The 8,733-nt window shown below is 46.9% G+C and carries 6 protein-coding genes; 1 reads left to right on the forward strand and 5 read right to left on the reverse strand.

The annotated features are described in order from the left end of the window. Entirely contained in the window at nucleotides 1–855 is an 855-nt protein-coding gene (locus ACESLK_RS13620; RefSeq protein WP_373230037.1) for an SDR family oxidoreductase, read from the forward strand. A 609-nt stretch (nucleotides 856–1,464) separates the two neighbouring features. On the opposite strand, the gene ACESLK_RS13625 is transcribed toward ACESLK_RS13620, so the two are convergent. The 5 genes from ACESLK_RS13625 to ACESLK_RS13645 form a co-directional block, all read right to left on the reverse strand. Further along, nucleotides 1,465–4,593, reverse strand: coding sequence for an efflux RND transporter permease subunit (locus ACESLK_RS13625; RefSeq protein WP_373230038.1), 3,129 nt, complete (start codon nucleotides 4,591–4,593; stop codon nucleotides 1,465–1,467). A 300-nt stretch (nucleotides 4,594–4,893) separates the two neighbouring features. Further along, nucleotides 4,894–6,141 (reverse strand): sensor histidine kinase, encoded by a 1,248-nt coding sequence (locus ACESLK_RS13630; RefSeq protein WP_373230040.1) that lies wholly within the window; start codon nucleotides 6,139–6,141, stop codon nucleotides 4,894–4,896. 109 nt (nucleotides 6,142–6,250) lie between these two features. Further along, nucleotides 6,251–6,931: a response regulator transcription factor gene (locus ACESLK_RS13635; RefSeq protein WP_373230041.1), complete on the reverse strand. Its 681-nt coding sequence runs from the start codon at nucleotides 6,929–6,931 to the stop codon at nucleotides 6,251–6,253. Nucleotides 6,932–7,063: 132 nt separating this feature from the next. Then, a complete protein-coding gene (locus tag ACESLK_RS13640) occupies nucleotides 7,064–8,053 on the reverse strand; it encodes an SGNH/GDSL hydrolase family protein (protein ID WP_373230042.1) in 990 nt (329 codons plus the stop codon). 11 nt (nucleotides 8,054–8,064) lie between these two features. Further along, nucleotides 8,065–8,733 (reverse strand): FAD-dependent oxidoreductase (locus ACESLK_RS13645; protein ID WP_373230043.1); only part of this gene is annotated, 669 nt, incomplete at its 5' end.

Consider the following 8,733-nt stretch of genomic DNA (forward strand, 5'->3'; position numbering starts at 1 on the left):
ATGGGACCCTTCGCGAACGATCTATTAAAGGATAAAGTCGTTCTTATTACTGGCGGCGCTACCGGCTTGGGCCGAGCCATGGGAGAAAAGTTTCTCGAGTTAGGAGCTAAGCTAGCGATAACAGGCAGACGTGAAGAGATATTAAAGCAAGCTTCACAAGAAATGAATGCCAATGGAAATGATATTTTCTATAAAAGCTGCGACGTAAGAGATCCCGCCCAGATCCATGAGCTTGTGGAGGCAGTCTATATGCGATTCGGGCGGATTGATATTCTCGTCAACAATGCGGCAGGAAACTTCATCAGCCCAACGGAACGCCTATCTCCTCGAGCGGTGGACGCGGTGCTGAATATTGTTCTGCATGGAACCTTCTATACGACGCTCGAGGTCGGGAAGCGTTGGATAGAGCAAGGGCAGAGCGGTACCATGCTGAATATCGTTACGACCTACGCTTCCTCCGGCTCCGGTTTCGTCGTTCCATCCGCTGCCGCCAAGGCAGGAGTGTTAGCTCTAACCCGTTCTCTCGCAGTAGAGTGGGCCAGGTATGGCATTCGCCATATTGCCATAGCGCCTGGACCCTTCCCGACGGAAGGAGCATGGTCGAGACTTTCACCCACACCCGAACTGCAGGCGAAAATGATCAACCGCGTCCCTATGAAGCGAGTCGGGGATAAAGAAGAGCTAGCAAATTTAGCAGCCTTCCTGGTCTCTGATTACGCCGGTTATATGAATGGCGAGGTCGTTACCATTGACGGCGGAGAATGGCTTCAAGGTGCCGGTCAGTTTAACGACCTGACCGAGGTGACCGGGCAACAATGGGATGCGTTGGCGGAGATCACTCGGAAAGGGAAATGAGTAAAACCACCCTAGCGGGCGTGTTAGAGGTATGAAAGTGCTAGTTGAGTTGGGTTAATACGCAAGGAACGTGCTACAGGTGGGAAAGTAGGTAGTTCAGGTGGTCTAATACAGGCGCATAAGTAGCTAGATTGGTTGGGTGGATTAAGACGCTGGGAGCGTGTTGCAGGAGCGAAAGCAGCTTGTTTAGGTGGATTAAGACGCTGGGAGCGTGTTGCAGGAGCGAAAGCAGCTTGTTTAGGTGGATTAAGACGCTGGGAGCGTGTTGCTGGCGGGAAAGCAAAGCAAATCCCATTTCAATCAAAAATAGGGACTGTCCCATAAGATTACTCTTATGGGACAGTCCCTTATTGCTTCAGGCTACCACCGTTATGAAAATAGCGGCAAAACTACTACTATATCATCTCTAATATCTCATTGTGGGTCAACTAATAACAATAGTACTGCTATCAACCTCCATTTTCAACGAAACAGGGGTTTGAAGACATAATAGTGGTAAGAAAGCAAGTAAATAAGAATTATCGGTTGGACCCATGAAATTAGTAGCACATTTACCTCAAGTTGCTTATAACCCGTCAAGAGAAGCAAATAGGAATCTTAATCTTTCCATTATTCGAATACTTCTACTTCCTTTACCTTCCGGAACTTACCCGTAATGAGATAAATAACAGGCAGCACCACCAATGTGAGCAGCGTTGATGTTGTCAATCCACCGATAACCGTTATGGCTAATCCGCTTGAGATCAAGCTTGATGAAGCAGACTCAGATAAGGCTAGAGGAACAAGCGCTAGAATAGTTGCGCATGCCGTCATCAGAATCGGTCTCAGCCTTGTTTTGGAAGCTTCCACAATCGCTTCGGTTAGATCGATTCCGGTTTTACGATTTTTCTCAACACGATCTAGAAGCACGACCGCATTAGTCACAACGATTCCAACCAGCATCAACACACCGATCATCACACTCATGGACAAGGATTGACCTGTAATGAGCAGACCGCCTAAAGCTCCTACGGGTACAAACAGCAGTGAGGATAAAATAATTAGCGGTGTTAGAAGGCCCCCGAACGTCATGCTCATGACGAGGAAAACCAACCCAATTGCTGCACCAATAGCTATTCCAATGCTTGCAAATCCCTCATTAATCATCTCAAGTCCGCCGCCGAATTTCACTTCGACACCGCTTGGAAGCGCCAAGCTCTCGATATCCGTCTGGACTTCTCCCGAAACCACGGCGGTATTCGACCCTTTAACCTGTGCGCTTATTTGCGCGTAAGCTTTGCCATTTTCATGGTTGACGCTATTAGGTGCTGTAGATTCTGTCAAGTCAGCAATTTCCTTCAGCTTCTTCATCCCAGCAGCAGTTGGAATTGTAATGTTCTCAAGCTGATCTTTGGATGCGATTTGCTGCTTGTAGGACATGTTAATAGCTAGCTCTTTGCCATCCAGCGTGTAAGTTCCTACATGAATAGGTCTCAATTGTTCGTTAACGGCTTGCATCACTTGAAAGGAGGATAAATTCGCGTCCAAGCCTGCTTGAGTAAGACTTAGTACCCACTTCGGTGTTACGTCATTGAGATTGTTCGTAATATCTTTCAGTTCGGTATTCTGCTTCATTAACTGTTCTACTTGTTTAGAGGCAGCTGCCAAATCGTTAGGATTGCTCGAATATAAGCTCACATCGATTCCGTTACCGGACGGCGGCCCCGCATCCTGCACACCTTCTTTAACCTCTATCGTGGACTCAGGCATTGCTGCAGTAACCATCGGTTGCAGCTTTTCATTCATTTGACTCAACATGATCTCAATGTCGGTTTCTTCAGTAAAAGTAAGGCTGAACGTTGCTTTATTGCTGTGAGACGATTGGTCGAATGGGTTGTCTGCACTAGCTCCTCCGATAGAAACCTTATAATCCACGATTCCCGGCAGATCCTTGACGTAGTTTTCTATTTCCTGACTAAGTTCGGCTGTTTGATCCAACCCACTCTTTGCAGGCAAGGCAAGGTTCAATTGAGCTGTCGGAGCCGCTGTCGTTGGCAGGAAAGTGACGCCAAGCAATGGAATAGTGGCAAGTGAACCAATCAAGAGAACTACTGCGATACTGATCGATAGCACTTTTCTTTTCAGTGCTCCGCGAAGCAGCTTCTCAAAACTGCGTGTAAGAGAGCTTTCCTTCTCATGATGCTTAACCTTTTTGAAAAATTTGGCACCCAGTACAGGAATCAACATAACAGATACCAGCAATGAAGTTATGATGGATATGACGACCGCATAAGAGAAAGGACGGAAGAATTCCCCAATGATCCCCGTTACGAATGCAAGCGGCAGGAAAACGACAACTGTTGCAAGCGTAGAGGAAGAAACTGCCCCTATAACCTCTTTGGTAGCCTTGAAGGCAAGTTCCTTGCCTTTCATCTCGCTGCCCTTCTCTTGTCTCCATCTATAAATATTCTCGATAACCACGATACTGTCATCGACGATTCTACCGATGGATACAGCTATTCCTCCAAGCGTCATAATGTTGAGTGTATAGCCCATTTGATTCAAGAGGGCAATTGTCGCGAATATAGAGATCGGCAGCGAAAGAATAGAAATCACGGTTGCTCTTATATTTCGCAAGAATAAGAAGATGATCAGTACACAGAATAACGTACCGTACAATCCTTCCGTTACGAGCGAGGACACCGAATGTTCGATTTCTGCGCCTAAGTCTGCAATGACACGAATATCCATTTCGCCAGCACCTTTGTATTCTGCAAGGGTGTCTTTGACCAAGTTGGCAACATCCGCCGTATTCGCATCTTGGTTTTTCATAATTGATATCGTAAAGCTCTCGTTCCCGTTAAATCGGGTTATCTCCTTCTGTGAGGACACAGAAGTAATATCTGCGATATCTGCCAGTTTTACTTTAGCGGGTACAACAGCAGCTTGCGCCGGCCCTCCTTGCGCTGACCCTCCTTGCGCTGGCCCTCCTTGCGCCGGCCCTCCTTGCTGAGCGGGTCCGCCTGAGCTCAACATCAAATCTTTAATTTCCTGAAGCGAGGTCATATTTCCGACAAGGCGAATCGGAATCGTTGTTTCATCCTGCGTTACGGTACCGAGCGGCAAGGCGTATTCAAGAGCTTGAATGGTGCTTTGAATCGTATTTAAGGAAACGCCATATTGGCCTGCCTTTTCTTTATCTACATGAATTTGAATCTCTTCCGAGACCGTACCGCGCAGCGTAACCGAGTTGACTCCCTCTAGTTTACTTAGCTTCGGAACGACCTCGTTCTCCAGCTTTAATTGCAATGCCTGTGCATTCTCATTATCAGAAAATACTGCCGCCTCATAGATCGGCTGAGAGTTTATGGACAGCCTTTGTACCGATACCTCCGCTCGATCTGGCAGATTGAGCTTCGCTAGCGCGCTTTCCACATCCGCGTTGACTTCATCCATATTTGTTCCGAAAGGATACTGCAGAAAGATGCTTGCCCGATTCTCCGAAGAAGTACTGGTCAGCGAATCATAACCCTTCATCCCGAGTAAGCTGCTCTCTACGGGAGCTGTAACCTCGGTCTCCACCTCTTCCGTCGATGCACCGGGGTACGAAGCCTGTACGAACACTGCCGGAAATTCAAGATCGGGAAACGTCTGCTGTTTGATCTGAGTTGCCGAGAAAAGACCGTACCCCAATACAATCACGCATAGAATAACTACGGCTATTCCGTTTTTCAAGCTTATTTTACTTAACCAATTCATTTGAATCTCTCCTCTCTGTATCTTCGTTCACTATAAAGGGTCATTGTGTATTCAATATGAACGCACCTTTACAAAATAGAAAAACCGCTATGCCGAGGCATGCGGTTTCATTAATGACGACTTTATTTCCAAAGTTCTAATTCTGTATTAAATTTCAAACACAATAGCTACCGCTACGACATACTGCTTAATTCTATATGAAATTTCATACACAAAAGCGTCCTGTTACAACATTCTACTTAATTCTATATGAAATTTCATACACAATAGCCGTTAATTCCACGGTAACCTTTATTTCGTTTATTTATGCTCCGCATAACTCAGTGGAAGTTGAACCGTGAAGATAGTGCCTCCACCCGACTGTTCGGATACCTCGATATCGCCATGATGGATGTCGATGATTTGCTTGACGATAGATAGTCCAAGCCCGTTTCCCTTAATCGAACCGTCCCGAGATTTGTCTGCCTTATGAAATGGCTTAAAAATATCAAGCCGTTCTTCTTCCGGAACTCCAATACCATTATCTGCAATGGAGACGATGGTGAGATGACCGCTGATGACAGCCTTTATATGGATAGTTCCGTTATCGGGTGTGAATTTAATACTGTTGCTTAGCAAATTGATCCATACTTGATTCAATTGGTCTTCATCCGCCTGTACGACCATCTCTTCAAGCTGAAGCTCTAGCTCAATTTCTTTGGATGACCATTGGGTTTCTAAAGCGATAACCACCTTCCGCAATTGCTCGTCAAGCCGGAAAGTACTCAGATTGATGTGATGATCTTCATACTGTAGATGAGAAAGCTGCAATAAGTTCTGGCTAAGCCGGGATAATCGCTCACTTTCCTCTTCTATAATGGTCAAATAATGGAGCCGGCTTTCCTCGCTCATCTTTTTACTCTTCAACGCTTTAGTAAATCCTGAGATGGAGGTTAATGGAGTCTGGATTTCATGCGATACGTTAGTGACGAATTCTTGTCGCATCCGATCCAACTTAGAGAGCTCAATGGCCATTTCGTTAAAGCTGGCTGTTAGTTGACCGATTTCGTCCTTTCTTGTGGTTCTAAGCTGAATATCGAAGTTGCCTCTGGCCATATTCTTGGTCGCATTCGTCAGTCGAAGCAGCGGCTTAACGATATATCGTGCAGCAACAAGAATTAACAGACTGCCAATGAACAGGACAATAATAAGAACGGTACGGAGGGTGTTTATGAACATCCTTTCGAAAGCACTCGCCTCTATCGTGATAAACAAAGCGTACGGGTCTCCTTTGTCTTCAAAAGGAAGGCCAATAAGCATTTGGCGCCCGTTTCCAATATTTAAGTCACGCGCTATACTCCCAGAAAGTACGCTTTCTATGATTTCAGGATTTACCTGTAAGGGAAACTCTTGACCGCTAAGAATAGGCTTTCCGGTATAGCTGTAAATTTGAATCACATTATTGGAAATCCCTGATACATTGCGCATGAAGGGCTCTAACTGTGCGGATGGCGTGGATTGATAGGTTTGAATTATTTTTTTGCCAGACGCAATTAAATTCTCATTCAACAGATCTTTGACTTGGCTCCGATACAGGATAGAAGCGATGAAGAACGCTATAATTAGACTTGCAATAACGGTGCCGACGAATATGAGAATAACTCTGATATATAAGGATTTAATCTGGGAACACCTCCAGCCGATAGCCGAGCCCGCGGATCGTCACAATCTTGAAATCGGATTCGAATTCCTCGAACCGTTCCCGAAGGCGCTTAATATGAACATCAACCGTGCGTTCGTCCCCTTCATAATCCATACCCCAAATGTCCTCTATAAGGGTAACCCTTGTAAATAGCTGACCGGGATAGCTGCCTAGCTTATATAGGAGTTCGAATTCTTTCATAGGTAACGTTATCATCCGATTATTCTTATATACGACTTGATAACTTTTCTTGTCTAAGGATATCTCTCCAAGCTTTATGGTTTGGGAGGTTGAAATCCCATATCGTCTAAGCAGTGCCTTGACTCGAAGCACCAGCTCCATTGGATCGAAAGGCTTAACCAGATAATCATCCGTTCCCAGACGAAAACCCTTTATTCGATCCGCCGACTCCCCTTTTGCGGTGATCATCAGGATCGGGGCATTGCCAAGCTCCCGAAGCTTTAGGGTTAACTCCCAGCCATCCAGCTGCGGCATCATGATATCCAGAACAAACAGATCAACGGATTGATTCTCCGCATAGGTTAATGCTTCCGCTCCGTTTGATTTCTCTACAACCTCAAAACCTTCATCTTCCAAATACAAACGAACCAGCTCACGAATGTGAATATCGTCATCTACTACTAACACCTTCGGCATTTCGATACTCCCCTTTGCCGTCAGACGGCTCCTTTAAGTGATTTTATACTTACTCGCAAAAATAATAAAGAGCAGGCAACCGAGGAAGAGTTCTCAGCTGCCTGCATTACCTTGTTACTCATTACCATTAAGCTATAAAGAGATACCCTTATTTCGCAATGTGTTTATCCCGCTTTCTTCGAAGCGGGCGGCCATTAGCTCGTAGCCAGAGGCATCCGGGTGAAGACCATCCGGAAGATGATTCGCGTCAGCCATGCCAAGCAATTCTAATCCATCCAGATAAAAAATACTGCGGTCACCCCGATTTTGCAACAGAGCTACCGTTTGGCTAATTTCTTCGCGCATTGCGATTAACGTAAAGCCCAGCTTATTCTCCGTTGTCTCGCAATCCGGAGCATAAATAGGTGAGATGACCAGCAACGGAGTATGGCTGTGTTTCTCCCGAATTATCTCCAACATTCCAATTAGCGCCGGCTTGAAGGTTCGAGGGCTAAGCGTGGCGGCTCCATAGACATTAATTCCTACACAAAGGGAAATCAAATCCGCCGGCAAATCCCGGATCAACCGGGCAACCATCGACTCCAGGTGGCAATTCCCCGAAAATCCGAGGTTTGTCAGGTTAAATCCGGAACTTCGGGCGGCAATGGCTGGCCATGTATGGGATGGACTCCGCGCGTCGACGCACTGGGTGATAGAGCTGCCGTAGGTTACCCACTTCGGCCTTTGATCCGGGGAAAATGCAAATTCCGCGCAAGACATCACTCGCAAGCCGATTACCGTCATGCCGGTATTTTGAGGCAAGTAAATCTCCAAATCCACCATTTCACCGGGCAGCGGGGTGAAGCAAGCCTCCGTATCTCCTTGACCTAGCTCCACCGTTGAATGCAAAGCACCATCCACTGTACAATCCATACGAGCTGACTTTTCCAGGGGAGCAAACATGACGACAACAGCCGTAGAATCGGTTCGCAGCCGTAGCCTTACTCCGGCACAGATTTCCGCTTTTGTATCGATCCCGTTCGGTGGAAATAACGCTAGATCCCGATACGGAATTCGCCATGGCTTGATCCCCCCATTTGTATGCTCAAGGGAAACCGCACCGTAAAAAAAATCATCGATCAAAGGGATCTCTCTCAAATGTCAGCCACTTCGACTTCCGCTTGTCCTTCTGCAGCAGCACTGGCAAAGCTTTCACCGAGCCATGCTCCTTGCTCCAGCAATAGCTGCTGAAGCCTTGGAAAAGAAACGTCACGGGATGTACCAGATAAGCTTAACGCCAATGCTGCAGCCGTTCCGGATGCCTGTCCCATAGCGAAGCAATTCGGCATCACTCTAAGTGAGCCTTGAACTACCCGGTCGGAGGAAGCCGCTCGCCCCGGTACCCACAGGTTGTCGATGCCAAGCGGCAGAAGGACGCGGTAAGGGACTCCGTGAGATTGGCCAGGCGGCAGATGGGTAAAAGTCATACTGCCTTTACTATCAGCTAAATGAATATCGATATAATAAGCGTTGCGCGCAATATCGTCCGGGAAGGAGCGAGCCTCCATAAAGTCCTCTCCCGTGAGTACATAATCCCCTTGTATGCGCCGCGTTTCCCGGATGCCTACCTGTTCTCCGCTGGCAACCATATGGGCATTCTCGAAGCCCGGAACGTAATCGCGGAAAAATTGTGTCTGCCTCTCCGCCAGCCTGCGCCCTTCGATAGCCCCGCGGGTTAAATCCTCTGCCTTGGTGCCGTCGATCCCGAATACATGCCCGAAATTAACACCGACCAAATAATCATTAACCCATGCCAAACCCGA

This window comes from Cohnella sp., from assembly GCF_041640265.1.
Taxonomy (GTDB): domain Bacteria; phylum Bacillota; class Bacilli; order Paenibacillales; family Paenibacillaceae; genus Cohnella.

Coding starts and splice junctions, on each gene's coding strand:
- ACESLK_RS13620 (WP_373230037.1), top strand. CDS start 1: ATGGGACCCTTCGCGAACGATCTATTAAAGGATAAAGTCGTTCTTATT.
- ACESLK_RS13625 (WP_373230038.1), bottom strand. CDS start 4,593: ATGAATTGGTTAAGTAAAATAAGCTTGAAAAACGGAATAGCCGTAGTT.
- ACESLK_RS13635 (WP_373230041.1), bottom strand. CDS start 6,931: ATGCCGAAGGTGTTAGTAGTAGATGACGATATTCACATTCGTGAGCTG.